Source organism: Nocardia sp. NRRL WC-3656, from assembly GCF_000720265.1.
Lineage (GTDB): Bacteria > Actinomycetota > Actinomycetes > Mycobacteriales > Mycobacteriaceae > Nocardia > Nocardia nova.
Map to the genome: position 1 here is coordinate 33,916 of NZ_JOJF01000011.1, position 25,846 is coordinate 59,761.

Below are 25,846 nucleotides of genomic sequence, written 5' to 3' on the forward strand. Positions count from 1 at the left end.
AGTGGAGGCGGGAATGACCGAGGAACTCGTGGGCCGGCATGCCGAGGTCGAGGTGGACGGTTCACCGATGACGGTATATCTGGCGCGGCCGGTGCGCGGCGGCCGGTTACCCGTGGTGCTGGTCGGCGCCGAATTGTGGGGTCTGACAGCCGAAGTGCGGGCGGTGGCCGACCGGGTGGCCGCGCTGGGATATGTGGCGGTGGTCGCGAATCTGTATCACCGATGCGGACCCGAGACCGCCACCGGCCTCACCGAATCCGACGAGAACCGGGCGCGGGCCTTCGAGCTGCTCGGCACGCTCACCCGCGACGGCGTGGAGGCCGATCTGCGTGCGGCCGTGGACTTCGCCCGCGAGCAGGGCGACGGCAGCGACACCACCGGCGCTCTCGGATTCAGCCTCGGCGGTCACATCACCTACTTCGCCGCGACCCGGCTGGATCTGGCCGCCGCGGCGATCTTCTACCCCGGCTGGCTGCCGGTGGCCGGTACCGCGCTGAGCATCCCGGATCCGCTGCTGTCCTACACATCGTCGATCCCCGAACGCGGCACCCGCCTGCTGATCCTGCTGGCCGAACGTGACCACGTGATCGACGCCGAGCAACGCACGGCAATCGACGCCGCGCTCTCGCAGGCGGGTGCGGAGTACGAACTGGTCGTCTACCCCGGTGCACAGCACGCCTACTTCTTCCCGGGGCGGCCGGTGCACGACGCGGCGGCCGCGGCCGATTCCTGGCAGCGCGTGACCGAGCTGTTCGCCGCGAAATTGGGTTCGGTGACCGATGAATTTCCGGCGCGCGCCTCGTCCTAGGAGCATGCAGACACAGATCCTCAGTACCCCCGAGGCCGATCTCACCTACGACGTCCGCGGTCCGCTGCCCACCGCCGACGGGCGCGCGCCGCTGCTCATGGTCGGCCAGCCGATGACGGCCGACGGTTTCGCGACCCTGGCCACCTACTTCCCCGACCGCACCGTGATCACCTACGACCCGCGCGGACTGGGGCGCAGCGTGCGCAAGGACGGGCGGGTCGACCATTCGCCCGTCGTGCAGGCCGAGGATCTGCACGCCCTCATCGAGCAGGTCGGCGGTCCGGTGGAGATCTTCGCCAGCAGCGGCGGGGCCGTGACCGCACTGGCCCTGGTGGCCGCGCACCCCGGCGACGTGACCACACTCGTCGCGCACGAACCGCCGATCCTGCCGGTGCTGCCCGATGCGGAAGCGGCCCGCCGGGCACAGATCGCCGTACGAGATGTGTACGAGGCCAAGGGATTCGGCGCGGCGATGGCCGCCTTCATCGCGATGGCATCGTGGCAGGGCGAATTCACCGACGAATTCTTCGCCCTGCCCACCCCCGACCCGGCGCAGTTCGGCATGCCCACCGAAGACGACGGTTCCCGCGACGATCCCCTGGTCTCGGACCGCTCCTGGGCGGTCAGCGGCTACGTACCCGACGCCGCCGCCCTGACGGCGGCCCCCACCCACATCCTCATCGCGGTCGGCGAGGAGTCGGCAGGCGGACTGACCGCCCGCACCGCAGCGGCAACAGCCGCCCTCCTCGGACAAGAGCCGACCGTTTTCCCCAGCCACCACAGCGGTTTCGTCGGCGGCGATGCCAGCTATGCGGGTCAGCCCGAGGCTTTCGCGAAGCGGTTGCGAGAGGTACTCGACGCCCACCGCTGATCCGGAAACCGTTCACGGCGAGCGCTTTACGACGGCCTGTTGCGGCTCCCCATCTGCGGCCGGTTACTGCGCTCTAGCACCCGGTCGGCGATCGAGCTGAATGACCGCTCCTGCCGATGAGCGCGAACCCTCGGCGGTGCTCGATCGGCGGCGTGCGACGTGTGGTCGGTCCTATCTTCGGCAGCCGTCGAGTAGCAAGCGGAGGGTGAGGCGGGGGTCGTAGTTCGGGTCGGTCATCTCGGCGCCCGCGCAGATGTCGCCAATGGCGCGCATCAGTTGGTAGGCGGTGAAATCTGTGGTGACCTCGCCCGCGCCGCGGGCGGCGGTGAGGAGGTTCTCGAAGACGGGCACCAGACGGTCCAGGAACAGCGCGTGCAGGGCGGTGATGCCGTCGGGGTCGCTGCGCATCGCGGCGGCGAGTCCGTGTTTGGTCGCCAGGAAGTCTGCGAAGAGGTCCACCCATCGGCGCAAGGCTGCGAAGGGTGAGGAAGCTGTCGCGAGGAGAGCGGGGCCGGCCTCGGCGCAGGCGTCGATCTGATGACGGTAGACGGCCGCGACAAGGTCTGCGCGCGTGGGGAAGTGCCGGTAGATCGTGCCCATGCCGACCCCGGCCTCGGCGGCGATGCGGCGCACCGGAGCGTCTACTCCGTCGGTGCGGAAGACCGCGGCTGCGGCGTCGAGCAGCGCTTTCGCATTGCGTTGGGCATCGGCACGTTTCGCGGTCGTCGGTGACGGCTCACTCACCCGTTGCTCCTTCCTCCGGCAGTACTTGCTAATCGGAACATCGCTCCGTATATTCGGAACAACGCTCCGATTACGAGTTTATCGTCCCCGAAGGGAATTTCCCATGTCCGCACCAACCACCCCGATCGTCAGCATCAAGCCCGTCACGCTGTCCGCGCCCGAGCGCGGCGTCGACCTGCAGGTCCGCGTGTCCGCGCCTGTCTGCGGATCCGGCCTGCCGATCGTCGTCCTCGCCCACGGCTTCGGCCAGTCCATGTCCTCCTACGACCCGCTCGTCGACCACTGGGCCGCCAATGGATTCGTCGTTGTGCAGCCGACGTTCCTGGATGCGCGGACGCTCGGCGTTACTGCCGACGATCCGCGGTACCCGGATATCTGGCGCATCCGCGTCACCGACGTCGTACGGGTACTCGACGACCTCGATCAGGTCTGCGCCGCGGTTCCGGGGCTCGGTGAGCGCATCGATCGTGAGCGGATCGCCGTCGCGGGGCACTCCTGGGGCGGGCAGACCGTGAGTATGTTGCTCGGTGCTCGCGTCCTCGGCGCGGACGGTCAGCCCGGTCCCGATATGACCGACCCCCGCGTGAAAGCCGGTGTGTTGCTTGCGACTGCCGGCCTGGGCGGGGACGATCTGACCCCGTTCGCCGTGGCGAACTTTTCCTTCATGAACCCGGACTTCGACGGTCTGGCCACACCGGTGCTGGTGGTCGCGGGTGATCACGATCAATCCCAGCTCTCGACCCGCGGACCCGACTGGTTCACCGATGTGTACACCCACAGCCCCGGCGCACAGAGCCTGCTCACCGTGTTCGGGGGCGAACACGCGCTCGGCGGAATTCACGCCTACAACGCCGCGGACACCACCGACGAAAGCTCCGAACGCGTCGCCCTGATCCGCGAGGCCGCCTGGGCCTATCTGCGCAGCGCCCTCGGAATTGACACTGCCGCATGGGAAAAGGTGCAGGTCGAGCTGGCTGGAACCGCCGACCCGATCGGACGGATCGACCACAAGTGACGCCTGTCGCGCTGATCCCACCCGCCGTCGCTGGCGCCGAGGTGGGCAACCGCGTCGGCAGCGAGACGTCCGGCCGCGAGCAGGGACACGTCGAGCAGATCCAGCAGGCGCGGACAATCTGAGTCATCTTCTCGTCGAACTGCTGGCCGAGCGACCTCGCTCGGTCGGGGAGTTGGCGGAGGCGACCGGGTTGCGGCAGCCGCAGACGACCAAACATCTGCAGACGCTGGCTCGGGCGGGGGTGGTCACCGTCTTTCCGTTGGGGCAACGACGGGTGTACGCCCTCGAGGCGGGGCCGCTGCACGAGCTGACTCGGCGGCTGCGCGAGGTTGTGGAGACGGCCGAGGCGCATGCCGGCGAGCGGGACGTGGTTGCCCGCTACCGCGCGGCGATCGACGCGGAAACCGCTGCGGCGCACCATGATCGGTGGGCGGACGGGCGGACGTTCAGCTTCGAGCGCACGGTGGCCGCGCCGCCTAGCGCCGTGTGGCGGCACTGGGTCGATCCGGACCTGCTGGCGGCCTGGTGGGCGCCCGCGCCGATGCGCATCACCGAATGCGTGCTCGAACCCGCAGCCGGCGGCCGGGCCGTCCTGGACTATCGAGACCCCGAGGGGCAGCGGTATCGCTCACAGGGGCACGTGCTGGCGGCGGAGAAGAACGAACGCCTCGTCTTCGAACTGTCCGTCCTGGACGACGCGGGCGCGGTGGCTTTCACCGGCCGCTACACCCTCACCCTCACCGAGACGGCCGAAGGCACCCGGCTGCACCTGGCATCGACCATCACCGACACGACCGTCGACGCGGCCGCCTTCATCGCCGGAATCGAAACCGGTTGGGCCGCAGTCCTCGACAACCTCGCCGACGCCGTCGGCGCATCCACGTCCACCGAATAACCAGACGAAACAAAGGAGCCCACCATGAGCGACACGCATGCCCGCAGAGTGACCGCCAACCTCAGCATCACCCTCGACGGCCGGTACCGCGGACCCGGCGGCCCGGCCGATATGGGCCCCATCGTTCGCTATGCGACCACCGAGGTCGCGCGCGACCACCTCACCCGGATGCGGGAGAACGCCACAACGGCGGTGCTCGGCCGGCTCAACGCGGAGGGTTTCCTCGGCTTCTGGCCCTCGGTCGCCGCCGACGACACCGCCGACCCGCGCGACCGCGGATATGCGAAGTGGCTGGTCGATACGGAGAAGGTGGTGCTGTCCCGGACGCTGACCGACGCACCCTGGGACCGCACCCGCATCGTGAACGCCCCGGCCGCCGACGTGATCGCCGACCTGCGCGGCACCGGCACCGGCGACATCCTGGTCAACAGCAGCGCGAGCATCATCAAGGACCTGCTCGCCGCCGATCTGCTCGACCGCCTCTACCTCATCGTCTGCCCCGAGATCGCCGGTGGCGGACCGCGCCTGTTCGACGACGGCCTGCCGGCGACGACATGGTCACTCTCCCACCAGGAAACGGGCGAGCTGGGCGAGATGGCCGTCGTCTACGATCGCGTGCGCTGACTCGGGCAGCTCTCACGCACCGAGGGCGTCGGCGAACAGTGGCCACGAGGTGTGCAGGTCCTCCTGCCAGTAGCCCCAGGAGTGGGTGCCGGTCGGCCGGAAATCGAAGGTCGCGGGCACGCCGAGTTGCTGCAGGCGGTCGTGCAACTGGTGGGTGCAGAGATTCGTGACGCCTTCGAGTGCCGCACCGAAAACGAGTTGATAGGCGAGCTGCGTCGCGTCACCGTGTGCGCCCTGGAAAGTGTCGAGCGGTCCCGGCATTCCGGTGCCGGTGGAGACGTAGATCGCGGTGCCGCGCAAGCGATCCGCGTGCAGGTAGGGGTCGTTGGCCGCCCACGCCGGGTCCGTCGGCGGCCCCCACATGTTCACGGTGTTCCCCATCCGATTTCCGACCACGGCGTCGACGATCAACTGCCCCTGCGGGTCGCTGGTGCGCACACATCCGGAGTACGAGCCCACCGCCTTGTACAAACCCGGCGCGGCCAGTGCCAGCTGGAAGACCGAGGTCCCCGCCATCGATATTCCGGCGATCGCGTTCACCCCGGTACCGCCGAAACCGGAATCGATGATCGGCGGCAATTCCTTGGTCAGGAAGGTGCGCCACCGCTGCCGGCCCAGCACCGGATCGTCGGCGCGCCAATCGGTGAAATAGCTGCTGGCACCGCCGAACGGCACCACCACGTTGACCTGCTTGTCGGCGAAGAACGCGGCGATATCGGTGCGATCGGCCCAGCTGCCGTCGCTGATCCCGCCGTTGGCACCGTTGAGCAGATACAGCGTCGGCGCCGGCCGGTCCGGGTCGGCGGCGCGAATCAGTTGCACGCGAGTCACATTGCGCATGGCCGCCGAGTACACGCCGATATCGAGGATCCGGTCGTCGCGCCGGTGGATATCGCTGATGTGCGAACCGTCGGGTGCGCCGGCCTCGGCGGGATCGGCGGTCGCGCGCTCGTTCGAGGCGGTGATCGCCGCCGCCACGGTGATCACGGCCGACAGCACGGCGACGGCACGGGCGATGTGCATTCTCGGCGGACGGCTGACCATCCTCGCACTCCGATCTCGACATGTGTTCGCGGCACGACTCCCCGACGGCCGACCACAGTCAACGACGCCGGCCCCTGCCCCGGCACCCGATAGCGCGGAATTTGTGGCCATTACCAGACCGGGCGCGTCCGCGCTGGCATACGGGCCAAAGCCGGCACGCGGCGATTGCCGGGTTGCACCGCGGCGGCCTATCGTCGGCGCCGGCGGTTCCACGGTTTCGGACCCAGGAAAGGCGGCGCGTGAATTCTGCTGTGTTGCATGGGAATTCTGGTGTGTTGCAGGGCATCGGCCGCATTTCGCTGCGGCTCGCCGCAGCGCTGTCGATGACGGCCGGACTCGCCTGCGGTTCAGCCACCGCCCAACCGCCTGCCACCGCACCCGATTCGCCTGTGCCCGCCTCGGTTTCGGCCACCCAGGCCCTGACGGATGCCCGTCCCTCCGCCGACGGGTCCGTCCTGACGACGGCCACGCCCGGTTCATCACGCGCTCTCACGGTGACCGTCCACTCCGCGGCGATGAACATTCCGATCCGGCTGGAAGTACTTCCGGCGCCGGACCGCTCGCGGCCGGCACCCACGGTATACCTGTTGAACGGCATCGACGGCGGCGCCGACGGAAACTGGATCAACCGGACCGATATCGCGCAGTTCTTCGCCGACAAACAGGTCACCGTGGTGGTGCCGTTCGGCGGTGCCAGCAGTTACTTCACCGATTGGCGCGCCGACGATCCGGTGCTGGGCAGGCAGCGGTGGACGACGTTTCTGACCGAGGAACTACCACCGATCATCGATTCCGGCTTCGGCGGAAACGGCAGGAACGCGATCATCGGAATATCGATGGCGGGGACCTCGGTCTTTCAGCTGGCACTGGCCGCACCGGGCTTGTACAAGGCGATCGGGTCGTACTCGGGCTGCGCGCGCACCAGCGATCCGCCCGGTCAGCTCATCGTCGACGCGGTCGTGGGCGGCGGGAGGGGCAACACCGTGAACATGTGGGGCCCGCCGACGGACCCGGCCTGGGCGGCCAACGACCCCTACCTGCACGCGGACCGCTTGCGCGGCACCGCGGTCTACGTCTCCACCGGCACCGGGCTGCCCGGACCGCTCGACACCCTCGATGGTCCCGGAATCCGTTCCAGCCCAGCGAAATTGGCCGATCAGATCCTCGTCGGCGGCGCCCTGGAAACCGGCGCGGTCCGCTGCACCCGCGAACTCCGCACCAGGCTCACCGAGCTCGCCATTCCCGCCACCTTCGACATGCGCCCCACCGGCACGCATTCCTGGGGCTACTGGCAGGAGGACCTGCACCGGAGCTGGCCGGTGTTCGCTCGGGCACTGGGACAGTGAGCCCACCCGAGTTCGGCGCGGACCCGCCGCCCTGGTCCGGCCCGAGCACGGCGCGCGGGCGCTACGCTGCCAAGAATGGGTAGTTCCGCCGATTCGGACGCCGAACGCGGCCCGCAGGGCGAGCCGTCGGTCCCGGAGCCGATCGCGGCAGCCGAACGCGCGGCCTCCGAGTCGGCCGGCGCGCAGCACCCGCACGGGCGGCCGGGCCCGCGGTTCGACCGCAATTCCCCGTTCGTGATCGGCGTGACCGGCGGCCTCGGCGTCCTCCTCGCAATCGGCATCGTGGACATGCTGGCGACCGCACGACAGGCCCTCGTGCTGGTGGGCGTCGCGCTGTTCCTGGCGATCGGGATCGAGCCGCTGGTTGCCTGGCTGAATCGGCGCCGGCTGCCGCGCTGGGCCGCCGTCGCCGTCGTATTCGGCTGTACCACACTGCTCGTCGCCGGATTCCTGGCCGCGGCGATCACACCGCTCGTCACCCAGGGCGGCGATCTGGTCGACCACGCCTCCGACCGGCTGCACGACCTGGAGAACCAGTACCCGCTGATCCGATCGTGGTCGCAGCGTCTGCACCTGGATCAGGAACTCGAACACGGCCTCACCGACAACCCCGAGCTGCGCCACGGTCTGCTCGGCGCCGGTGAGCGCGTCTTCGGCGTCTTGGCCAGCGCGTTGATCGTGGCGGTGCTGACCATTTACTTCTCGGCGAATTTCCCGCGTATCCGGCACAGCCTGTACCGGTTCTTCCCGCAGTCGCGCCGCCCCCGCGCGATCCTGCTCGGCGACGCCATCTTCGCCAAGGTCGGCGGATACGTCCTGGGCAATCTGCTGATCTCGCTGATCACCGCGATTGCCACGTTCGTCTGGCTGACCGTGTTCTCGGTGCCGTACCCGCTGATCCTCTCGGTGCTGGTGGCTTTGCTGGACCTGGTGCCGCTGATCGGCTCGACGGTGGCCGGGTTGATCATCACCGCCGTCGCGCTGACCGTCTCGCTGCCGGTCAGCATCGCCACGGCCGGATTCTTCCTCGCGATGCGGCTGCTGGAGGACTACCTGCTTGTCCCGCGCATCATGGACCGCACCGTCCGGGTGCCGGCGGTGGTCACGGTGGTGGCGATCATTCTGGGCGGCGCGCTGCTCGGCATCCTCGGCGCGCTGCTGGCGATTCCGTGTGCTGCCGCGGTGCTGCTCATCGTGCAGGAGGTGGTCTACCCGCACCTGGACGGCACCACCGAGCTGCCACCGGCCGGTTCCGGCGCGTAAGGCCCGGATCAGGCGGGCCGGCGCACCGGCGTGGACGCATCGTGGTCGCCGATGCTGAGCCGGGCGATCAATGCCGAACGCAAATACCACAATCCGGTGGTGCGGGACGGATCGAAGCCGGTCAACTGGCCGATGCGGCGCAGCCGGTAATCGATGGTGTTCGGGTGGATGCACAATTGCCGCGCGGCGCGCTGCCGGTTGAGGTCGGTGTTGAAGAAGACGTGCAGCGTTTCCAGCAGCTCGGGGTGGTCGTCCAGGGGTGCCAGGCGGGCGTCGAGGATGTCGCGGCCGATGCCGGGCCGGGTGAGCTGATACTGCAGCGCGAGTTCGGCGAAGCGATGTACTCCGGGACCGCGTCCGAGCCGGCGCACCGTGTCGAGCAGGTCGTGCGCCTGCTGCGCCGCGGCCGGGACGTCGGCCGCGGCGGCGCCCACCACCGCGGCGGTCAGCGGCACGCCGGCCAGCTCGGACAGCCTGGTGAGCAGATCGTCCAATTCCGTGTCCATGCAGGCGGTTTCGGGGATGAGCACTGTGCCGCCGTCGACCGAGAGCATCGCCAGCGGCTGATCGCGCAGCAGTTTCGCCAGCGCGGCCTGCACCCGCCGCAGTTTTCGGCGCGCGACCACGTTCCGGTCCAGCCGCGGATGCGTTTCGTCGGGATGCGGCGGAATCCACAGGGCGAGAACGTGATACCGCTCGGCGATCCGGATCCCGCATTCGCGCGCCAGCTTCGTGGTGGCGTGCCCGCCGAGCAACGCCGAGGTGAGGGTGTGCACGGCGGTGTGGTGTTCGACGGCGTCGGCGCGGCGCTCCTGGACGTAGGCCTTGCTGACGGTCGCTGTGATCAGGTCCAGCAGTTCCAGCGCGGTGGCGGTGCCCCGGACAACGAGTTCGGCATCGCTGGCCTTGGCCCGGGCGAACAGCAGGTCCAGTCCGGCCTTGAATCCCTCGTGGACCGCGTGCACGACCACCTCGATCGGGATGCCGGCGCGGCACCAGCGCGCGGCCGCGGCCCGCAGCCGATCGGTGCGTTCGGGAAGATCCCCGCCGTTGACCCGGCGGATCGACCATTCCACGCAGATCCGCGCGACGGCCGACACCTCACCGGACATCACATCGGCGGGCAGGGTAGTGAAGGGCGCCACGGATCCGCCGAGGTGCAGGACCAGTTCACGGGACATGGCCTGCGCGTCCCGCATGGACAGCGAGGTGGCGCGGCCGGACATCGCGCGCTCAGCACCGACTGTGCTTGCTGTAGTCACTCTGACCTCCTTGTCACGGATCGGTGACCAGGCGATATCGACACCGCCCGATCACCGGCCGTAGGTGTTACCTGATGGAACGGTAATGCGAGCCCCCGCTCACCTTCTACTCCGTTTTGGACATTTTCGACACCCCTCCACATAGCCTCTGACCTGCTCGAATCGGTGACTGCGCGAGCGGATCTGCACATTTGGCGACAAAATATGGGGAACCGCTCACTTTTTGCTCCACTCCCGTCGCCACACTCGCGCCGCCGGAGATCGTCGCCGGCACCGATGACTTCCGCGCGCTCGCGTCGTCGGATCGTGCAACAGGACTTATCGGATCCAGGAGACATCATGCGCACGATCACGGCCGGCTTGTTCATCGCTCTCGACGGTGTCGTCGAGAATCCGCAGGACTGGCACTTCCCCTATTACAACGAGGAGATGGGCGCGGCGGTCGATGCCCAGCTCGGCAGTGCCGACACGCTGCTGCTGGGGCGCAAGACCTACGACAGCTTCGCCGGCGCCTGGCCCGAACGCGAAGCCGCGGGTGGACCCGACGCGGAGTTCGGCCGCAAGCTGGGCGACGCCCGCAAGATCGTGGTGTCACACAGCGAGCACAACTTCACCTGGCGCAATTCCGAAGTGCTGCAGGGTGATCTGATCGCCGGGGTGACGGCACTGAAGCGGGAATCCGGCGGTGATATCGCCATCTCCGGCTCGGTCTCGGTGGTGCGGGCACTGCTCGGCGCGGGACTGCTCGACGAACTGCATCTGCTGGTGCACCCGATCGCGGTGCGGTCCGGCATGCGCCTGTTCGACGACGCCGAGGCCACTCTCCCGCTGACCCTGCTTCGCTCGACCGCCTTCCGCACCGGCGTCGTCCATCTCGTCTACGGACCCGGACACCACCTCGAGGGCGACTACGACCAGGCCAAACAACATCTGGCCCACGACGAGGACTGAGCAGGCGACCGGGTGACGTACACCGATTGCGTCACCCGACGGGCGCGACGGCGCGACCCGGCGACCTACCGTTTCGGTACGGCGTTCGACATCCTGCGAAACCGGCAGCAGCACAGCGCTTTCCGCTGCCGATGAGTGGTCGTGACCCGCTACCGAAAGGATCTTCGAGGTCGAACTCGACGCCACCGTGGCCTGACCGGAAGACCGCCCGGCGCAATGGCTTTCGCGCCGGGCGGTCCTCTCGGACGAGCAGGGTCAGGCTCCGACCGTTTCGGCGGCGGCCGTGTGGTGCACCGGTGCGAAGCTCGACGCCGGCGGGCGACGCAGCATCCGGGCGTAGGTGCGCACGGAGGCGGGCCAGGGGTTGGTGATCGCGCCGCTGTCGTGGGTGTACCAACTGGGCACATCCGCCGACCACACCGTGGTCGCGAGCGCGTCCGCCAGCCATGCTCGATACGCCGCCATCGCGTCGGCCCGCACCTCGATCGCCGCCGCACCGATCTCGTCGCGCCAGCGCAGGCAGCGCATGATGTAGGCGATCTGATGCTCCTTCATCGCCGGATTGCTGCCCGCCGGAGTGAACGAGTTGGGTCCGGCGATGAGGAACGCATTGGGAAATCCCGGCACCGCCAGGCCCATGAAAGCGTCAGCGCCCGAACGCCATCGGTCCTGCAGAGACTGTCCACCACGGCCGCGCACGGTGATCGGGGCCAGGAATTCGGCGGCACGGAATCCTGTCGCGTAGACGATGACATCGGCGTCGTAGCGCCCGCCGTCGGCGGTCACGACGCCGTCGCGGGTGATGCGGGCGATCGCCGAGGTGGTCAGTTCCACGTTGTCGCGACCCAGCGTGCGATAGAAGTGGCTGTCGAAGACAATGCGTTTGGCGCCGATCGGATAGTCCGGGGTGAGTCGGCCCCGCAGCACCGGATCGGCAACAGTGCGCCGAAGGTACTGCCGCGCAATCCATTCCGCGGGCCGGGCGGGCCAGCGTCGGTGCATGATCGGCGCCAGCAGCGAGTCGGCGGCCTGGTGCAGACCCCAGCGGTAGGCGCGCTGCGCCCCGGGCAGCCGTAGCGCCGCTCGCTTCACCGGGCCGAATTCGGCGGCCGGTTTGGGAAGGATCCACTGCGGAGTGCGCTGGAATATCCGCACGGACGCGGCCGTGTCGGCCAACGTCGGCAGGCATTGTGCCGCACTGGATCCGGTGCCGATGAGGGCGATCCGCCGCCCGCGCAGCTCGGCCGCATGATCCCAGTCGGCGGTGTGGAACGACGCGCCGCCGAATTCGTCGCGGCCCGGGATCTCCGGAATGTTCGGCCGATGCAGTTGACCGACGGCGAAGACCACGACATCGGCAGTGAACCGAAGCCCGTTCGCGGCCCGCAGTTCCCAGCACGAACCCGATTCCGAGTAGGTCGCCTCGGTGACGGCGGTGTCGGTGTACAGATGGCCGGGTAGCCCTTCCGCGCCGGCGACGGCCCGCAGATATTCCAAGGTCCGGCGGCGCCCCGGGAATCGGATGCCGGTACTGCGGTACGGCGCGAACGAGAACGAATACAGGTGCGCCGGTACATCACAGCTACATCCCGGATAGGTGTTGTCTCGCCACACGCCCCCCAATTCGGGCGATTCCTCCAGGATGACGAAATCGTCCATCCCCGCGCGCCGTAGCGCCGTTCCCATGCCGATCCCCCCGAATCCGGACCCGACGACGACCACTGTGCTGTGCAAGCCCTCTACCACCTCCATGTGAGACGAGATACTCAGTAACCGATCGGCAACCTTACGTGCCGAGGGGCTGAATACCTAAATGCCCGATCGCGCCGATGGAATGGCAGCCGCCGAACTCGAGTGTCGATATGGACAACGTTCCAGATTGGACGCTTGATTAGTGTTGCGGCGCGCCAGACTTCCACCTACCCAAAGGCGGGTGTCAGACATACCCCTCGACAGTCGCCACCGATAAACCGAGCCGACTAGCACATTCTCAGCTAACCAACTGTGGCTGTCGAGTTCTCCGCGAACGACGTTGCCGCACACGAGCCGTCGCACATGGTCGCCCGCGCCGCACACGCGCCGCCCCACTGCCGGTACGAATATCTCGGCCCTGCAACATATTCCGGCACAACCGCATCACGGAGGTTTATAATCGCGTAGTTCGCACCGACGAGATGCCGCGCGGTTCGGCGGCGCCCACACCTACGGGGAGCTCAGCACATATGGCCATCGACGATCCGGCGCAGATCCGCACCGATATTCCGCACTCGGCGCGCATCTGGAATTTCTGGATGGGCGGCAAGGACAATTACGAGGTCGATCGCGCCGTCGGTGAGGCGAGTCTGCAGATCGATCCGGATATCGCGACCATGGCGGTGCAGTCGCGGCAATTCCTGATCCGGGCGGTGCGCCATCTGGCCGGCGAGGCCGGAATCCGGCAATTCCTCGATATCGGTACCGGTTTGCCGACGATGCAGAACACCCACGAGGTGGCCCAGAGCGTCGCTCCCGATGCCAAGGTGGTCTACGTCGACCACGATCCACTGGTCCTCGCCCACGCTCGCGCGCTGCTGACCAGCACCACTCCGGAGGGTGTGACGACCTACGTCAACGCCGATTTCCACGAGCCGGAGAAGATCATCGCCGAGGCGCACGCCATCCTGAATCTGCAGGAGCCGGTGGCCGTCATGTTCATGGGCGTGCTCGGTCACGCCCGCAGCTACGACGACATGCTGCGCATCGTTCGCACGGTGCTGGCGGCGGTGCCGTCCGGTAGTTATCTGGTGCTCTGGGACGGCACCGACGACAGCCAACCGTATGTCGACCTGTGCGCCGAATACGCGAAAACCGGTGGTACGCCGTATTATCCGCGCACGCGCGCCGAAATCGCCGCGGCCTTCGACGGACTCGAGCTCGTCGATCCCGGCTTCACCTGCATCACACAGTGGCAGCCCGATTCCCGTGAGGTCGGCCGCACCGCCGACATCGCCGCCTACGGCGGCGTCGCCCGCAAACCCTGACGGGCGTTCATCGAGCCGCCACCGTGCGCGCCCGCTCGATGACGCGCAGGGCCGCCACGGCATCGGCGGGGTCCACCGGCGGTTCGCCGCCGTCCAGCAGGGCGGCGGCGATCCCGGCGTAGAAATCCGGATAGGCGCCGGGTTCGCTGGGGGTCAGGCGCAGATCGCCTTCGGCGCCGAGCTGGCCCCAGTCGACGGGATCGACACTCCCCCACGGCTGTCCGTCGCCGGGACGACGACCGGCTCGCAGTGCCGCCTCCTGCGGATCCAGTCCGTAACACACATACGCGGCCTCGGAGCCGAGCACCCGCAAGCGCGGGCCCAGCTGTGGCGCAACGGCACTCATCCATAGATGCGACCGCACACCCGAGGCATGGGTGAGCGCCACGAAGGCATCGTCGTCGGCCAGCACACCGGGACGGCGGGCGTCGAGCTCACAGTAGACGTCCTCGACCGGGCCGAACAGGTCGAGCGCCTGGTCGATCAGGTGACTGCCGAGGTCGTAGAGGATGCCGGCGCCTTCGTCGGCGCCACCGACCTCTCGCCACCCGCCCTTGATGTGCGGGCGCCAGCGTTCGAAGCGGGATTCGAAGCGGCGCACCTCGCCCAGCGCACCGTCGGCCATCAGCCGGCGCACCGTGCGAAAGTCGCTGTCCCAGCGCCGATTCTGAAAGACCGTCAGCATGACGCCGGCCCGCCGAGCGGCCTCGATCATCGCCTCGCCCTCGACGGCGGTCAGGGCGAAGGGTTTGTCGACCACTACCGGCAGCCCGGCCGCCACGGCCCGCAGCGTCAGTGGTCCGTGGGTGCGGTTGGGGCTCGCGATCACAACGAGATCGATTTCCGTTGCGGCGCCGAACAATTCGTCGGCCGTTGCGAATACCCGCACGCCGGGGTGGTCGGTGCGCGCCTGGTCGGCTCGTTCCGGCGAGGAGGTCACCACCGCGGCCATCCGGAGCCGAGGGTCGGCGGCGATCAGGGGAGCGTGAAAGACCGCTCCGGACAATCCGTATCCGATCACCGCCACATTCACCTGCGCCATCGCCGCTCCTCGATTCGACTTCCGCCGCGCGGACCGACGCTCACGCCCGCGCGTGGCCGACGCCGGGCCGGCCCGCGTCCATCACAACACGCCCGCCTACTCCGGCGCGGTGACGCCGGCCCCGACACACCGGATCACCGCCGCCCTGCTCCGGCAGCCGATTCGGCGCCGGCGGATTCGGACCCGGCCGTTTCGGCTCCCTCCGATTCGGCACCGGATCGCACGCGAGAGGGCGCCCACACTCCGAGGATCACCGCGATCACCAGTGTCACCACTCCGAGCACGAGGGTGGCCTGGTGCAAACCGTGCGCGAAGGCGGATTTCGCTTGGTCCGCAAGCGGTTTCGCCTGCGGGCCGATGCGTTCGGTCACCGCCAGCGCGCCCGCGAGCGAGCCGGTGACGGGCCCGCGGATCGGTTCGGGAATCCGGTCGGCGATCTCGGCGATGCGGTGGCTGTAACCGGCCGCCAGCACGCTGCCGGCCAGGGCGATCCCCAGCGCGGCGCCCATCTCGCGAGCGGCGTCGTTCACCGCGGCCGCCACCCCCTGTTTGTCCGCCGGCGCCCCGTCCACGATCGCCGCGGTGGCCGGCGCCGCGGCCAGGCCGAGGCCGGTGCTCATGATCAGCAACGGCCACAGCACATCCACGAACGTGCTCGCGGACGTCAACCGCGACAGGCACAACAGGCCGATCCCGACGACGACCAGACCGACCGTGGTGGGCAGCCGCAGTCCGAATCGCTGCGCCAGCCACGGCGCGATCACCGACAGCGCCACCATCGGCACGATCATCGGCGCCATCGCGACCGCCGACAGCAGCGGCGAATAGCCCAGGATCAATTGGAAGAACTGCACGATCACCATGAACAGCCCGAACGAGACCAGGAACTGCACCGCCACCGACAGCGTCCCGGCGCCGAAACCCCGCCCGGCGAACAGCCGCACATCCAGAAGCGGGTGCTGGGCACGCAATTCGATCACCGCGAAGGCCGCGCCGACCGCCAGCCCGGCGGCCACCGCGCCCAGCACCATCGGATCGGTCCAGCCGCGTTGCGGGGCCTCGAGCGCCGCGATCACGATCAGGCCCACCGCGCCCGCTCCGCTCACCGCTCCCCAGGGATCGAAGCGCGCGCGCTCGCCGTCCTGCGATTCGGGAACGGTGCACGCCGCGATCGCCAGAATCGCACCCGAGATCGCCATCGCGAGCATGATCGACAGCCACGACCAGCGCCACAGCAGCACTCCGGAACCCAGGATGCCGATGACCGCGCCGCCGCCGACCGTTCCCGCCCAGATACCGACCGCGACATTGCGGCGATCCGGTTCCACCCCGGAGGTGAGCAGCGACAGCGTCGACGGCATCACCAGTGCCGCACCCACTCCGGCGATCGCGCGCGAGCCGATCAGCCATTCCGGGCCGTGGACCACCAGCGGGATCGCGGAGGCGATCGCGAACACTGCCAGCCCGATGATCATGACGATGCGGCGGCCGTAGCGGTCGCCCAGAGCGCCGGCCGGCAGTACCAGACATGCCAGCGCCAGGGTGTAACCGTCGATGATCCAGGTCAATTGGGACTGCGTGGCACCGGTCGCCGAGGCGATCTGCGGCAGGGCGGTGTAGAGCGCGGCCATCGACGCGACGACCAGCGCGACGGCCAGGCAGGACACCACGATCACCCATCGGGTGCGCCCGGGAACGAGCTCGGTCTTGGTTGCGTTCATCGCGCCTCCCGAGAAACGATACTTTCAGTTTCGCTATGCTACTCGCAGTATCGTTTCTGGCCCGTGCGGCCGCCGATCTTGCCGAGGAGGAATCCTGAGACCATGACATCGACTGCCGGGATGGGATCCGAGGACGATCCGCGCAAGGCGCGCTCGCGTCGCCGCCTCCTGACGGCCGCGGCCGAGTTGTTGCGCGACGGCGGACTCGACGCGGTCACCATCGATGCGGTGACGCGGCGTTCGGGCGTCGCGCGCACCACGCTGTACCGGCATTTCGACACGGTGGCACAGTTGCGTACCGCGACGTTGGAAGAGCTGATGCCGCCGGTGGTCGAGATCCCGGACGCGGGTCCCCTGCGCGAGCGGCTGATCGAACTGCTCACCCGGCAGGCCGCGGCGATCAACGACGTCCCGCTGCATCTGACCACGCTGGCGTGGCTGGCGACCGGGGACGCGCAGGCGCACGGCGAGGGCGTGCGGGCCGGTTCGCTGCGCACTCATCTGATCGACACCTATCGCCGCCCGTTCGACGAACTGTTCGACGACCCGCAGGCGCGCGCACTGCTCGGCGACCGGGATCTCACGGCGGTGCTGGCGCAGCTCGTCGGGCCGATCGTCTTCGTGCGGCTCACCGGCATCGGCCGCGCCGGGCGCGACGACTGCGCCCGCATCGTCGACGATTTTCTCGCCGCATGCGAGCGCGATCACCGCTGAAAAGATCTGCGTGCGAGGCGGTTTCGCGTCAGTAAAACACGGGTCCCGGCACGCCGCCGCCGGCCGCGACGGTAACAACGCCTGCCGTGCGCGTCGCGGATCCGGATCGGAGTGAATGGAATCCGGCTCGGTCGTCCTCGTTCTCGCCGGTGTCGGTTCCCCGGATCGACGCGCACAGCCTTTGACGGCCGAACGGATCGTGCAAACCTCGCCGGTTTCGGCGGTTTTCGCGCAATTCCGTCGAGGTTTGCACGAAAAATTCGGGGTGTGCGGACTGTCGGCCCCGGCAGTCACCGAAGCGGCCGCCACCGCAAGCACGTCACCGCGACGAGCGTTCCGGACGGCACTACCAGTCCGGCTGGTATCCCCAGGACCACATATCAGCGGGCTCGACCGTGACGAGCGCGGCGAACCCGCACACCGATCTCGGGCTGCCGCCGACATGCCCGACGTCGTGGGTGATGACCGCGATCGCGTCGACCCGGCGCAGCGCGGGAAGCAGATCGCGTACCGGTATGTCGGCGAGGATGCCCATCAGGCGGTAGCCCGCCTCGACCGCGCGCCGGTGAATCGCGGCTTCGATCTCGGTTCGCCGATCGCCCGCCAGATCGGAGCGAACGTATCCGATTACCCTGGGCCACTTCGACTTGTCCGGCTCCGCGCTCATTCGAGCGACCGGGTCGTGGGCGTCGGCTGCGAATTGCGCTGGCCCGGTACCCATTCGGTCCACATCTGGTGGGCGACGCCATCCCAGACGGCAGCCCAGTGGCGCGACGTCTGTTCCCGTGCGGCGGCGAGATCGGTGCCCGGCGCGAACTCGATCACCTCGCCGGTGGTCGTGTCGCGCGCCTGGCTGATCTCGATATGACGGGTCTTCCTCATCGTCCACACCGCTTCCAGGCCGTTCACCTCGGTACGTCTGGTCCTGTGGTTCGGCACCGCCTACCCCTGTTCCCGCATATCGGCGACCAGCCCGTCCAGCACGCTCAGTAGGGTGCCGAGGTCCGCGCCCGTCGCCACCGGCAGCTCGCTGCCGATCGGGTCGAGCCGGATGCCGCGCGCCGCGGCACGCTCGCGCAGCGTGCGAGCCGGAGGAACAACCTTTCCGGCACGCACGAGAAACCCGAAGGCGGCGGCTTTGCGGGGACACCGGTGGGCGCTACACCCTTTGTGCTGCTGCATGATTCGCCATGCGATCGACTCGGTCAGCGGGTGTGGTGGGCCAGCGTGCTCCGGTGCGATCGGGCTGCGCGCCCACGTCTCGGGTGGGCACACCGTTTCGAGGTCGCACCAATCACACACCCGCGCCGGACTGTGATCGACGGTGGTCAAGTCGTAGACCACGACCGCGGCGGCGTCGATACCGAGGGCGATCGCCAGACCGTAACCGACGGGGTCCGGCCGAACCTCCGGTGGCCGCACGGTGTAGACGTAGTCATACCCCAGCCGCTCGGCATGGCGTTCGATCGCGAGCGCATGCCGCGATGTTTCCGCACCGGACAGGCTGGGTCGAAGTATTCCGATAGCTTTGGGGCGCTTACTATTTCGTCGAGCGCCAAGGGTGTCCGGCTGCGTGTCCGGCGGTTCGAGCATGGGAAATTTCGACATGTTCGGCTTCCGAAGACGGGGATGTGGTTGAGGTGCTTACGGATTGCGAGGTCGGCCGCCCTCCCGCTCGGCACACACCGAGTACACCACCGTTCGCCGCGAAAGTGGAGACATAACAGAACAATTGAGGTCAGATAGAATCCTTCCAGATCAACTGGAAGGCTCCGCAGCTTCACTGACGAAAGTGATCGCGATGGCAGAACACACGACCACACTCCCGCGACGGTTGCTGGCCCGGCGACTGACCGAGCTGCGCCAACATGCGAACCTGACCAGAGACAAGGCGGCGAAACTCGCCGAGATGAGCTCACAAACGCTGTGGCGCTTGGAAAATGGCCAAATAGGCCAGGTCAAGAAGATGGTCATCCGGGCGCTGTGCGATACCTATGACGCCAGCGACGAAGATCGGCGCGCGCTGCTGTGGTTGGCAGATGAGGCCCGCAAAACTGGTTGGTGGCAGTCGTACAGCGATGCGATTTTCGCCAATGTGGACCTCTTCATCGGACTCGAACAAGCCGCGCGGCGCATCACATCGTTTCAGCCGACGCTTCTGCCCGGTTTGATGCAGACTGCCGACTACCGACGTGCCGTTTCGCGAGCCTACGTCCCTCGCCTGACCGACCAGGAGATCGAACGCCACGTCGAACTGCTCATTAAACGCCAAGAACGCCTTCAAGAATCGCGTGAGCAGTTCAGCTTCCACGCAGCTCTCAGCGAAGCGGCGCTAAGGCACCACATCGGGGGCGCCGCCGTCATGTCCAACCAGTTGCGGCACATTGCCCACCTCAGCAGACTGCCGAACATCGCGGTCAGGATCGTCCCGCTGACAGTCGGCGCTCACATCGGACTCGACGCGGGGCCATTCGTACTTCTGGAATTCCCCGAACACGTGAACCCCGCCCTCACAGAGCCGCCCGTGATCTATATCGAGGGCTACACTGGGGCGCTGTACCTGGACAAACACGACGAGATCGAGCAGTACCGCACAGCTTTGTCAGCTATCGAACGCACTGCACTCAATCAGTCCGAGTCCAGGGCATTGCTGATTAAGATCGCGGAGGAGTACGAAGAGTGAGTGCCGACCTATCCACTGCCAAGTGGTTCAAGAGCACCCGCAGCGGAGCCGGCAAGGATTGCGTTGAGGTTGCACATCTCACGGAAGGCACAGTCGCCGTACGCGACTCCAAAAACCCCACCGGCCCAGCGCTTCTCTTCACCCCCGGCGAATGGGACGCCTTCACCGCCGGCATTCAGGACGGCAAGTTCCAGCGACCGGCGTAGCAGTACCGAGTTCGAGCAGCCGCGCACCGAGTGCGGCACAGGACAACCAATAACCAACTCCTGGCTCGCGTTCGACCATTGGCGGAGGCTTCGGACTTACTCGTCTAGGACGGTAATGCCCTGTCGATTCCGAGGGTGGCGATCAGATCTTCGTGCAGTTCGAACCACACTCGGTGGGCCGAGTCGTGTTCGGTTCCGGTGACCATCTCGGGATTATCGGCGGCCAGGGAGAGGGCCGCAGCGAAGCGGGTGTCGTAACCGGCGAACCGGGCGAGCCGTTCGGTGAGAGTATTCGTCAGCGGAACCAATTCCTTTGCGAGGCTTTCCAATTCGGCAAGGATCGGCCGGTCCCGCTGTGCGTCCTGGTGGTCGTTGTCCTGCATGCTGCCATCGGGAAGGACGGTCAGTTGCCAGGCGGTGCACGCCTGCACCAACCGTGCGTTGAGCGGGAGAAACATGCGATAGACGTCTTCCACCAACGCTTTCGCCCCACACTCGGAAAGCTCCTCGGCGAGTTGCCGCTCGTTCTGCGCACGTCCACACTCGGTGAGCGACCACCCTGCGTCCGTCCCGAAACGGAAGCGGCTGATCCAACCGCACTCCCGGAAGTCCCGCACGTGCGACTCGGTGAGGTCGACAGGCATTCGGTATCGGCCGGCCGCCGCGTGCGTATCAACGAACCCGCCGAGGCGAATTGCGTGCAACGCGAGCAGCGAACTGCGTGAAACGTGCGTCATCGCGGACTTCCCTTTCGTATCGAGCAGCCATGCCTGGTGAAGCGACGTCAATGCTGGGTCGAGCGAACGGCATGAACGTGTCCCTTGGTTCCATCGACCGAGATGTTCCGATGATTCGCCAGGGTCTCCATCGCTCCCTCGGCCGCCACCACGGCTGGAATGCCGAACTCGCGGGCGACGATTGCCGCATGGGACAGAATTCCCCCGGTTTCGGTCACCACCGCGGCGGCAATACCGAAAAGCGCTGTCCACGACGGATCTGTCACCCGACAGACGATGACATCGCCCGGCTCCACCGCGTCGAAGTCGTCGACACCGCGCACCAGCCGGACCGGGCCGGCGACAACACCACGACTGGCCGCAAGGCCGGTGAGAATGGGCGCTTCCGACATCTGGTTTCTCCTGTCCACCGCGATTCGACTCGTCAAACATAGGTTGACGCTCACGCGTCCGTCAACTATCAGTTGACGGCGGGTCCGCAGGGAAAGTTGGGATCGGTAGGAGGCGCGCGCGGCGTCTACTCACCCCATGACATTTTCTCAACCTCCCGCGAACCAACCGCAGTCCGCCGGCCTGGACAAGAAGACCAGCGCGATCTTGTCGTACGCGCTGGGCTGGCTCACCGGAATCATCTTCCTCCTCGTCGGAAGGCACGATCCCGATGTGAAATTCCATGCCTCGCAATCGATCGTCTTCTTCGGGGCGGTATCGGTGCTGAATATCGTCCTGAGCATCGTCGGCTCGCTCCTCGGAGCCCTGGGCATCCTCTTCAGCCTCGCCGGACTCGTCGTCGCGGTGTTCACGGTCGTCGTCTGGATCATGGCCATGGTCCAGGCGAACAACACCGGCGGCGTCCGCGCAGCGCTCCCCATCGTCGGACGATTCACCGCCCCTTACGCCGACCGGTTGGCCAACTCGATCAAGTAGCGGCGAAGTCGCCCCCGCATGACAGCCACATGCGACAGCCCGAAGACCAACGGCCCGAGACCATCTCGGGCCGTTGGCGTCCGCGCGACACCGGCCCGAGCATCCGGACGGACGCTCACCGATACGCCGGCGGGTGCCGTCCGACATGACATGCCCGCCGATTCTCGAACAAATGTTCGAGCATGCGCTACGCTAGCCGGCGTGAACACACATTCGACTGCATTGGCACCGAATGCTCCGGCACAGAGCTGGTCGGACCTGGCCGATGTCGACCTGCTGCGTACCCTCGTCGAAACCGAACGCCGCCGGCGTCGATTGGGTGCGGCCATGGTCGCGGCCGTCGCCGAGGCCGAGCGCCGCGGCCTTGCCGCCGACACCGGCTACCGGGACACAGCGGAGCTGTTGAGTGATCTCCTGCGAATCAGCGCCTCCGAGGCGCGCCGGCGTATCGAATACGCCGCTCCGCGAGCCCGCTCCCGCGCCAGAAAGGCGTGGAGGGCGGTCGCAGCCGCAGGCTGAGGCTCTCGATCGCCGGGGACGGCTACAGCGCTGGCCCGCTACCGTGGTCCGAGAAGTGTGACTCGCGCACGACCTCGGAGGTGACGAATGACCGGCGGAACAGCAGCCGTCGAACTCGCGACGCTGACCGCGGCCGACGATGTGCGTGCGGCGGGAGAGATCTTCCGTACCGCGATGGTCGGGCTGCCGCCGCTGCCGGACGGCGCCGACGGACTGGTCGAGCCGGGGCGCACGCTCGGGGCGCGCCTGGACGGGCAGCTCGTCGGGGCCGTCGACTCCTACACCAGTTGGCTGGCGGTGCCCGGCGGACAACGCCTTCCGCACGCGGCCGTCACACACGTCGGCGTGCTGCCGACCCACACCCGCCGGGGTGTGGTGAGCGCGCTGCTGCGGCGTCAGCTCGCCGATATCGCCGAGGGCGGTGAAGTGGTCGCGAGTCTGCGCGCCACCCAGGGCGGCATCTACGAGCGGTTCGGCTACGGTGTGGCCGGCTCGTACGCGACGCTCGAGATGAATCGACGACAGGCCCGGTTGCGCGACACCGTCCCCCAGGGCGGGCCGGTGCGCTACCTCGACGCCGAGAACCGCTGGGAGACGCTGGCGAAACTCTATGCGGCCGCTGATATTTCGTGGAACGGCGCGATCGACCGGCCGCCGTATTGGTGGCGTTTCCAGGAGTTGGTCACAGGCAACGCCGGCTGGACGGTGGTGCACGGCGACCCCGGCGCCGAGGACGGATTCCTGCGCTACCGCCCGTCGGACAGCACCGGCTGGCCGCGCAATCCGCAGCGCACCATCGTCGTCGACGACTGGGTGGCCACCACGCCCGCGGCCTATCGCGGACTGCTGCGGCACCTGCTGACCCACGACATCGTGGACCGGATCGTGGTGACCTTCGCGCCGGTGGACAGCCCGCTGCGGCATCTGTTCACCGATGAGCGCGTGGTCACCGTCGCCGGCGTGCACGACGAGACCTGGCTGCGGCTCGTCGATGTCCCCGCGGCGCTGGAACGCCGCAGCTACCGCGAGGCACCGGCAGTGGTCCTCGCGGTGACCGACGACATCCTGCCCGCCAACACCGGCTCCTACCGGATCACCGCCGACGCCGTCACCCGCGTCGATGCCCCCGCCGATCTCACCACCGACGTGGCCGCCCTCGCCGCGGTTTACCTCGGCGGATCCACCTGGCAGCAACTGGCCCTCGCCGGCCGAATCGACGAAAACCGCAGCGGCGCAATCGAAGACGCGGACAACCTGTTCACCACAACCTCCGCCCCGTTCGCCGGCACCTACTTCTGAAACCGGCGAGACGACCACGTCGGCGGCGGGCCGGCGCACCTGCTGGGATGTTTCGGTCGCGACCGTGGCGTAGTCGACTTGCCCGACACACCCACCGGATTGCTCCATGGACTGCGACAGCGCCGATCCCGAGAAACGGCCGGGCGGCTCCAGCTCGTCTGCGACGACGCACTGTCGGGGTCGACATTCGCCCACTCGCTCGCACCGCTGCGGACGGGCCGCTGACTCGCCGCCCGGTTGATCCCGAGTCACTGCCACGATGACCGCGAGCCGAATCCGCCCCTCGGCGCTAATATGACGCTCGTACGGTTTAGCATCTTCGGCGAGGGAGCAGCTCATGTGGGATCCCGAGAAGTACCGCAGTTTCGGCGACCACCGCTCGCGGCCGTTCTTCGAACTGATCGCGCGCATCGACGCCGAGAATCCACGCCGGGTGGTCGACCTGGGGTGCGGGCCCGGGCAGCTGACCGGCGTGCTCGCTCAGCGGTGGCCGAAGGCGCGGATCGACGCGTTCGATTCCTCGCCCGAAATGGTCGCGGCCGCACGGGAATCCGGTATCGACGCCGAAGTGCGCTCCGCCGAGGAGTGGCAGCCCGCACCCGATACCGACGTCGTGGTGACCAACGCGGTGCTGCAGTGGGTGCCGACGCATACCGAGCTGCTGCCGCGATGGGTGGCGGCGCTGCCGGCCGGGGCCTGGCTGGCATTGCAGGTGCCGGGCAACTTCGACGCGCCCTCCCATGTCGCCATCCGCGAACTCGCCGCGCGCGACGAGTGGCGGCCACGCCTGGAATCCAGCGGCATCCTGCAGCCCCGCGACGTCCTCGACCCGAGCGGCTACGCCGCGGTGCTCACCGCGGCAGGATGCACCGTCGACGCCTGGGAGACCACCTATCTGCAGCGGCTGACCGGCGCGGATCCGGTCCTCGAGTGGGTTACCGGGACCGCTTTGCGACCGGTGCGCGGCGCCCTCGACGATGAGGAGTGGGCGCGGTTCACCACCCAGCTCGCCCCACTTCTGCGCGCGGCCTACCCCCAGCGCGCCGACGGGACGACCTGGTTGCCGTTCCGGCGAATCTTCGCCGTGGCGCACAAATCCGGCGATTAGCTGCCGAGCACCTCCCCCGGGCCGAACAGCAGCATGGCGTCAACTCTTGTCGCCGGTCGTCACCGCGTTGTTGACCGGGCAGCTACCTTCGCTTCGGCCGCAGGCGTCGAAGTCACAGAGGCGACACAGCCACGGTTGTGAACGGTCGTTGCCGCGGGCTGCGCGTTGTTCGGCTCTGGCGAGGGTCATCGTGGTCAGCATCGTGTCCAGCGTTGCCGCGAGATTGTCGATCTCGTCCGCGGACAACGCGGACAGCGCACTGGTCAGCGACTTCTCGCGCGTCCGGAGTATCCGTGCGGCCATGTCCCGGCCATGCCGCGTGAGGACCACGGAGACCGCCCGTCCATCCTGTGCGCCGCCACGCTCGACGAGGCCTTCGGCGACGAGGCGGTCGACAAGGCGCACCGTGCCCGAGTGAGACAGGCCGAGAACGGAACTCAGCTGCGTGACCGATCCGCCGTCGAGGAACTGATGCATCGCGGCAAGGGCGGCGGGGGCCGACGGGCCGAGCGCCGCGACCGCTTCGACGGCAGTGTTCATCCCGTCGGCGACGACGAGACTCAAGGCGCCCAGAACGTTGGCTGCATGGTGAAGGCTTGACTGGGTTTGCGTCACGGTCCTAGTTTATATGCATGCGTCACACATATTCCACTGCGAAATCCGAGCACTCGACGGCGACGCTGTCGATGGTCAATATCGACAGCGCCGATCCGGCCGGGCTGGCGCGCTTCTATGCGGCCGCGCTCGGCTGGGAGGTCACCTACAGCGACGACAGTTACGGGATGGTCGAAGGCGACGGCGTCACGATCGGCTTCGGCAAGGTCGAGGGATTCCGGCCCGCGCAGTGGCCGGATGAGGCCGGCGCCAAACGCTTTCACCTCGACCTGCAGGTCGACGACCTCGAGGCGGCAACCGAAAGGTTGTGCGCGCGAGGAGCCAGTCGACCCGACTTCCAACCCGGCGCCGACCGCTGGCAAGTGCTGCTCGATCCCGACGGCCAACCGTTCTGCCTGAGCCCCCGTCCGGCGGCCACACCGTAGCGCCACG

General features: G+C 67.9%; 30 protein-coding genes. 18 read left to right on the plus strand and 12 right to left on the minus strand.

The genetic code is table 11. The annotated features are described in order from the left end of the window. Window positions 1-13 precede the first annotated feature (13 nt). Together IG65_RS0116445 and IG65_RS0116450 are read left to right on the plus strand one after the other, a co-directional pair. Window positions 14-808, plus strand: a complete 795-nt coding sequence (locus IG65_RS0116445) for a dienelactone hydrolase family protein (RefSeq protein WP_051756230.1) — start codon at window positions 14-16, stop codon at window positions 806-808. A 4-nt stretch (window positions 809-812) separates the two neighbouring features. Continuing rightward, window positions 813-1,679 (plus strand): alpha/beta fold hydrolase, encoded by an 867-nt coding sequence (locus IG65_RS0116450; RefSeq protein ID WP_030515803.1) that lies wholly within the window; start codon window positions 813-815, stop codon window positions 1,677-1,679. Between the two features lie 171 nt (window positions 1,680-1,850). Here the strand turns inward: IG65_RS0116450 and IG65_RS0116455 are convergent, their stop codons facing one another. Further along, window positions 1,851-2,423, minus strand: a complete 573-nt coding sequence (locus IG65_RS0116455; RefSeq protein ID WP_030515804.1) for a TetR/AcrR family transcriptional regulator — start codon at window positions 2,421-2,423, stop codon at window positions 1,851-1,853. 103 nt (window positions 2,424-2,526) lie between these two features. On the opposite strand from IG65_RS0116455, the gene IG65_RS0116460 reads away from it, so the two are divergent. The 4 genes from IG65_RS0116460 to IG65_RS0116470 are packed head-to-tail and all read left to right on the plus strand — an operon-like array spanning window position 2,527 to window position 4,957. Next, on the plus strand, window positions 2,527-3,438 hold the full coding sequence (locus tag IG65_RS0116460; RefSeq protein ID WP_030515805.1) for an alpha/beta fold hydrolase: 912 nt from the start codon (window positions 2,527-2,529) through the stop codon (window positions 3,436-3,438). Then, entirely contained in the window at window positions 3,435-3,560 is a 126-nt protein-coding gene (locus tag IG65_RS39590; protein ID WP_255359463.1) for a hypothetical protein, read from the plus strand. The genes IG65_RS0116460 and IG65_RS39590 overlap by 4 nt, the downstream gene beginning before the upstream one ends. A 20-nt stretch (window positions 3,561-3,580) precedes the next feature. Continuing rightward, a complete protein-coding gene (locus tag IG65_RS0116465) occupies window positions 3,581-4,333 on the plus strand; it encodes an SRPBCC domain-containing protein (RefSeq protein WP_255359462.1) in 753 nt (250 codons plus the stop codon). Window positions 4,334-4,357: 24 nt separating this feature from the next. Further along, the gene (locus IG65_RS0116470; protein WP_030515807.1) at window positions 4,358-4,957 is read left to right on the plus strand and encodes a dihydrofolate reductase family protein; all 600 of its coding nucleotides are present in this window, start codon (window positions 4,358-4,360) and stop codon (window positions 4,955-4,957) included. Between the two features lie 12 nt (window positions 4,958-4,969). Here the strand turns inward: IG65_RS0116470 and IG65_RS0116475 are convergent, their stop codons facing one another. Beyond that, complete coding sequence (locus tag IG65_RS0116475) at window positions 4,970-6,001, minus strand: alpha/beta hydrolase family protein (RefSeq protein WP_030515808.1); 1,032 nt, start codon at window positions 5,999-6,001, stop codon at window positions 4,970-4,972. Between the two features lie 323 nt (window positions 6,002-6,324). Between IG65_RS0116475 and IG65_RS0116480 the strand changes: the two genes are divergently transcribed. Both IG65_RS0116480 and IG65_RS0116485 read left to right on the plus strand, forming a co-directional pair. Next, entirely contained in the window at window positions 6,325-7,347 is a 1,023-nt protein-coding gene (locus IG65_RS0116480; RefSeq protein ID WP_051756317.1) for an alpha/beta hydrolase family protein, read from the plus strand. A gap of 75 nt (window positions 7,348-7,422) precedes the next feature. Further along, on the plus strand, window positions 7,423-8,610 hold the full coding sequence (locus IG65_RS0116485) for an AI-2E family transporter (RefSeq protein ID WP_030515810.1): 1,188 nt from the start codon (window positions 7,423-7,425) through the stop codon (window positions 8,608-8,610). Between the two features lie 8 nt (window positions 8,611-8,618). Here IG65_RS0116485 and IG65_RS0116490 read toward each other — a convergent pair whose 3' ends face one another. Next, window positions 8,619-9,872 (minus strand): CdaR family transcriptional regulator, encoded by a 1,254-nt coding sequence (locus IG65_RS0116490; protein WP_231509247.1) that lies wholly within the window; start codon window positions 9,870-9,872, stop codon window positions 8,619-8,621. A 339-nt stretch (window positions 9,873-10,211) separates the two neighbouring features. Between IG65_RS0116490 and IG65_RS0116495 the strand changes: the two genes are divergently transcribed. After that, window positions 10,212-10,823, plus strand: coding sequence for a dihydrofolate reductase family protein (locus tag IG65_RS0116495; protein ID WP_030515812.1), 612 nt, complete (start codon window positions 10,212-10,214; stop codon window positions 10,821-10,823). A 255-nt stretch (window positions 10,824-11,078) separates the two neighbouring features. Here the strand turns inward: IG65_RS0116495 and IG65_RS0116500 are convergent, their stop codons facing one another. Further along, window positions 11,079-12,575 (minus strand): NAD(P)/FAD-dependent oxidoreductase, encoded by a 1,497-nt coding sequence (locus tag IG65_RS0116500; protein WP_051756234.1) that lies wholly within the window; start codon window positions 12,573-12,575, stop codon window positions 11,079-11,081. A 470-nt stretch (window positions 12,576-13,045) separates the two neighbouring features. Here IG65_RS0116500 and IG65_RS0116505 point away from each other — a divergent pair, with 470 nt between their 5' ends. Continuing rightward, the gene (locus IG65_RS0116505) at window positions 13,046-13,843 is read left to right on the plus strand and encodes an SAM-dependent methyltransferase (RefSeq protein WP_030515814.1); all 798 of its coding nucleotides are present in this window, start codon (window positions 13,046-13,048) and stop codon (window positions 13,841-13,843) included. Window positions 13,844-13,850: 7 nt separating this feature from the next. On the opposite strand, the gene IG65_RS0116510 is transcribed toward IG65_RS0116505, so the two are convergent. Together IG65_RS0116510 and IG65_RS0116515 are read right to left on the minus strand one after the other, a co-directional pair. After that, the gene (locus IG65_RS0116510; protein ID WP_030515815.1) at window positions 13,851-14,885 is read right to left on the minus strand and encodes a Gfo/Idh/MocA family oxidoreductase; all 1,035 of its coding nucleotides are present in this window, start codon (window positions 14,883-14,885) and stop codon (window positions 13,851-13,853) included. Window positions 14,886-15,019: 134 nt separating this feature from the next. Beyond that, window positions 15,020-16,606 carry an MFS transporter gene (locus tag IG65_RS0116515; protein ID WP_051756236.1) on the minus strand — a complete coding sequence of 529 codons (1,587 nt, stop codon included), beginning with the start codon at window positions 16,604-16,606 and terminating at the stop codon, window positions 15,020-15,022. A gap of 102 nt (window positions 16,607-16,708) precedes the next feature. Here IG65_RS0116515 and IG65_RS0116520 point away from each other — a divergent pair, with 102 nt between their 5' ends. Beyond that, the gene (locus IG65_RS0116520; RefSeq protein WP_030515817.1) at window positions 16,709-17,320 is read left to right on the plus strand and encodes a TetR/AcrR family transcriptional regulator; all 612 of its coding nucleotides are present in this window, start codon (window positions 16,709-16,711) and stop codon (window positions 17,318-17,320) included. A 346-nt stretch (window positions 17,321-17,666) separates the two neighbouring features. On the opposite strand, the gene IG65_RS0116525 is transcribed toward IG65_RS0116520, so the two are convergent. Genes IG65_RS0116525 through IG65_RS0116535 form a run of 3 tightly spaced genes read right to left on the minus strand, consistent with a single transcriptional unit; the run spans window position 17,667 to window position 18,928 of the window. Next, a complete protein-coding gene (locus IG65_RS0116525; RefSeq protein ID WP_030515818.1) occupies window positions 17,667-17,987 on the minus strand; it encodes a hypothetical protein in 321 nt (106 codons plus the stop codon). Then, the gene (locus IG65_RS0116530; RefSeq protein WP_030515819.1) at window positions 17,984-18,229 is read right to left on the minus strand and encodes a hypothetical protein; all 246 of its coding nucleotides are present in this window, start codon (window positions 18,227-18,229) and stop codon (window positions 17,984-17,986) included. The genes IG65_RS0116525 and IG65_RS0116530 overlap by 4 nt, the downstream gene beginning before the upstream one ends. A 33-nt stretch (window positions 18,230-18,262) precedes the next feature. After that, the gene (locus tag IG65_RS0116535; protein WP_030515820.1) at window positions 18,263-18,928 is read right to left on the minus strand and encodes a hypothetical protein; all 666 of its coding nucleotides are present in this window, start codon (window positions 18,926-18,928) and stop codon (window positions 18,263-18,265) included. 193 nt (window positions 18,929-19,121) lie between these two features. On the opposite strand from IG65_RS0116535, the gene IG65_RS0116540 reads away from it, so the two are divergent. Both IG65_RS0116540 and IG65_RS36925 read left to right on the plus strand, forming a co-directional pair. Next, entirely contained in the window at window positions 19,122-20,003 is an 882-nt protein-coding gene (locus tag IG65_RS0116540) for a helix-turn-helix transcriptional regulator (RefSeq protein WP_030515821.1), read from the plus strand. Further along, a complete protein-coding gene (locus IG65_RS36925; RefSeq protein WP_081879520.1) occupies window positions 20,000-20,209 on the plus strand; it encodes a DUF397 domain-containing protein in 210 nt (69 codons plus the stop codon). Before IG65_RS0116540 ends, IG65_RS36925 begins: the two co-directional genes overlap by 4 nt. 104 nt (window positions 20,210-20,313) lie before the next feature. Here the strand turns inward: IG65_RS36925 and IG65_RS0116545 are convergent, their stop codons facing one another. Then, window positions 20,314-20,853, minus strand: coding sequence for a hypothetical protein (locus IG65_RS0116545; protein ID WP_197039856.1), 540 nt, complete (start codon window positions 20,851-20,853; stop codon window positions 20,314-20,316). 140 nt (window positions 20,854-20,993) lie between these two features. Continuing rightward, a complete protein-coding gene (locus tag IG65_RS0116550) occupies window positions 20,994-21,392 on the minus strand; it encodes a PEP-utilizing enzyme (RefSeq protein WP_231509249.1) in 399 nt (132 codons plus the stop codon). An 82-nt stretch (window positions 21,393-21,474) separates the two neighbouring features. Between IG65_RS0116550 and IG65_RS0116555 the strand changes: the two genes are divergently transcribed. From IG65_RS0116555 to IG65_RS0116570, 4 genes are all read left to right on the plus strand, one after another. Further along, complete coding sequence (locus tag IG65_RS0116555; protein WP_030515824.1) at window positions 21,475-21,873, plus strand: DUF4870 domain-containing protein; 399 nt, start codon at window positions 21,475-21,477, stop codon at window positions 21,871-21,873. A 201-nt stretch (window positions 21,874-22,074) separates the two neighbouring features. Further along, window positions 22,075-22,392 (plus strand): DUF222 domain-containing protein, encoded by a 318-nt coding sequence (locus tag IG65_RS0116560; RefSeq protein ID WP_030515825.1) that lies wholly within the window; start codon window positions 22,075-22,077, stop codon window positions 22,390-22,392. Between the two features lie 174 nt (window positions 22,393-22,566). Next, the gene (locus IG65_RS0116565) at window positions 22,567-23,691 is read left to right on the plus strand and encodes a GNAT family N-acetyltransferase (RefSeq protein WP_369801553.1); all 1,125 of its coding nucleotides are present in this window, start codon (window positions 22,567-22,569) and stop codon (window positions 23,689-23,691) included. A gap of 337 nt (window positions 23,692-24,028) precedes the next feature. Beyond that, window positions 24,029-24,799 (plus strand): trans-aconitate 2-methyltransferase, encoded by a 771-nt coding sequence (locus IG65_RS0116570; protein WP_030515827.1) that lies wholly within the window; start codon window positions 24,029-24,031, stop codon window positions 24,797-24,799. Between the two features lie 39 nt (window positions 24,800-24,838). Here the strand turns inward: IG65_RS0116570 and IG65_RS36480 are convergent, their stop codons facing one another. Beyond that, window positions 24,839-25,414, minus strand: coding sequence for a MarR family winged helix-turn-helix transcriptional regulator (locus IG65_RS36480; protein ID WP_156055654.1), 576 nt, complete (start codon window positions 25,412-25,414; stop codon window positions 24,839-24,841). Between the two features lie 17 nt (window positions 25,415-25,431). Here IG65_RS36480 and IG65_RS0116585 point away from each other — a divergent pair, with 17 nt between their 5' ends. Then, a complete protein-coding gene (locus IG65_RS0116585) occupies window positions 25,432-25,839 on the plus strand; it encodes a VOC family protein (RefSeq protein WP_051756244.1) in 408 nt (135 codons plus the stop codon). Window positions 25,840-25,846: the final 7 nt, after the last annotated feature.

Bases quoted from the DNA above. Each gene is read 5' to 3' on its own strand.
- IG65_RS0116475 (WP_030515808.1), bottom strand. From the start codon at position 6,001: ATGGTCAGCCGTCCGCCGAGAATGCACATCGCCCGTGCCGTCGCCGTG.
- IG65_RS0116515 (WP_051756236.1), bottom strand. From the start codon at position 16,606: ATGAACGCAACCAAGACCGAGCTCGTTCCCGGGCGCACCCGATGGGTG.
- IG65_RS0116460 (WP_030515805.1), top strand. From the start codon at position 2,527: ATGTCCGCACCAACCACCCCGATCGTCAGCATCAAGCCCGTCACGCTG.
- IG65_RS0116445 (WP_051756230.1), top strand. From the start codon at position 14: ATGACCGAGGAACTCGTGGGCCGGCATGCCGAGGTCGAGGTGGACGGT.
- IG65_RS0116535 (WP_030515820.1), bottom strand. From the start codon at position 18,928: ATGTCGAAATTTCCCATGCTCGAACCGCCGGACACGCAGCCGGACACC.
- IG65_RS0116500 (WP_051756234.1), bottom strand. From the start codon at position 12,575: ATGGAGGTGGTAGAGGGCTTGCACAGCACAGTGGTCGTCGTCGGGTCC.
- IG65_RS0116450 (WP_030515803.1), top strand. From the start codon at position 813: ATGCAGACACAGATCCTCAGTACCCCCGAGGCCGATCTCACCTACGAC.
- IG65_RS0116480 (WP_051756317.1), top strand. From the start codon at position 6,325: ATGACGGCCGGACTCGCCTGCGGTTCAGCCACCGCCCAACCGCCTGCC.
- IG65_RS0116485 (WP_030515810.1), top strand. From the start codon at position 7,423: ATGGGTAGTTCCGCCGATTCGGACGCCGAACGCGGCCCGCAGGGCGAG.
- IG65_RS0116540 (WP_030515821.1), top strand. From the start codon at position 19,122: ATGGCAGAACACACGACCACACTCCCGCGACGGTTGCTGGCCCGGCGA.
- IG65_RS0116520 (WP_030515817.1), top strand. From the start codon at position 16,709: ATGACATCGACTGCCGGGATGGGATCCGAGGACGATCCGCGCAAGGCG.
- IG65_RS0116525 (WP_030515818.1), bottom strand. From the start codon at position 17,987: ATGAGCGCGGAGCCGGACAAGTCGAAGTGGCCCAGGGTAATCGGATAC.
- IG65_RS0116565 (WP_369801553.1), top strand. From the start codon at position 22,567: ATGGTCGGGCTGCCGCCGCTGCCGGACGGCGCCGACGGACTGGTCGAG.
- IG65_RS0116505 (WP_030515814.1), top strand. From the start codon at position 13,046: ATGGCCATCGACGATCCGGCGCAGATCCGCACCGATATTCCGCACTCG.
- IG65_RS0116495 (WP_030515812.1), top strand. From the start codon at position 10,212: ATGCGCACGATCACGGCCGGCTTGTTCATCGCTCTCGACGGTGTCGTC.
- IG65_RS0116470 (WP_030515807.1), top strand. From the start codon at position 4,358: ATGAGCGACACGCATGCCCGCAGAGTGACCGCCAACCTCAGCATCACC.
- IG65_RS0116585 (WP_051756244.1), top strand. From the start codon at position 25,432: ATGCGTCACACATATTCCACTGCGAAATCCGAGCACTCGACGGCGACG.
- IG65_RS0116510 (WP_030515815.1), bottom strand. From the start codon at position 14,885: ATGGCGCAGGTGAATGTGGCGGTGATCGGATACGGATTGTCCGGAGCG.
- IG65_RS0116555 (WP_030515824.1), top strand. From the start codon at position 21,475: ATGACATTTTCTCAACCTCCCGCGAACCAACCGCAGTCCGCCGGCCTG.
- IG65_RS0116570 (WP_030515827.1), top strand. From the start codon at position 24,029: ATGTGGGATCCCGAGAAGTACCGCAGTTTCGGCGACCACCGCTCGCGG.
- IG65_RS0116545 (WP_197039856.1), bottom strand. From the start codon at position 20,853: ATGCCTGTCGACCTCACCGAGTCGCACGTGCGGGACTTCCGGGAGTGC.